The following is a 243-nucleotide window of genomic DNA, read 5'->3' as shown; positions in this document are numbered from 1 at the left end:
TCTTTTCCTCGATCAAGTGTTTAAGGTTTTTAGTGAGCGAAGACTTCCGCCCCCGTTGACTAACCTTGCGTTCAAAGTCAGTTTGCGCTAGTTCAGCTTGATACTCACCGTTGAGCCGGTGGAGTTCGTTAAAGACTGTGGTTTTACTAAAGCCTAAGTAATTAGCGATGTATCGTAAGGAACGTCCTTCATTATGAAGCGTTTCAATGACAACGCGGTTCTGGAATGATAAAATAGTGGTGC

Annotated in this window: 1 protein-coding gene; it reads right to left on the bottom strand. The window is 43.6% G+C overall.

Translation table 11 applies throughout. The features are described from left to right. Nucleotides 1–243, bottom strand: a 243-nt coding sequence (locus HUK49_RS11805) for a helix-turn-helix domain-containing protein (protein ID WP_191913711.1), incomplete at both ends; no start/stop codon positions are given.

Source organism: Limosilactobacillus portuensis (genome assembly GCF_014838735.1).
Classification (GTDB): domain Bacteria; phylum Bacillota; class Bacilli; order Lactobacillales; family Lactobacillaceae; genus Limosilactobacillus; species Limosilactobacillus portuensis.
This window is presented reverse-complemented; position numbering and strand designations above follow the sequence as displayed.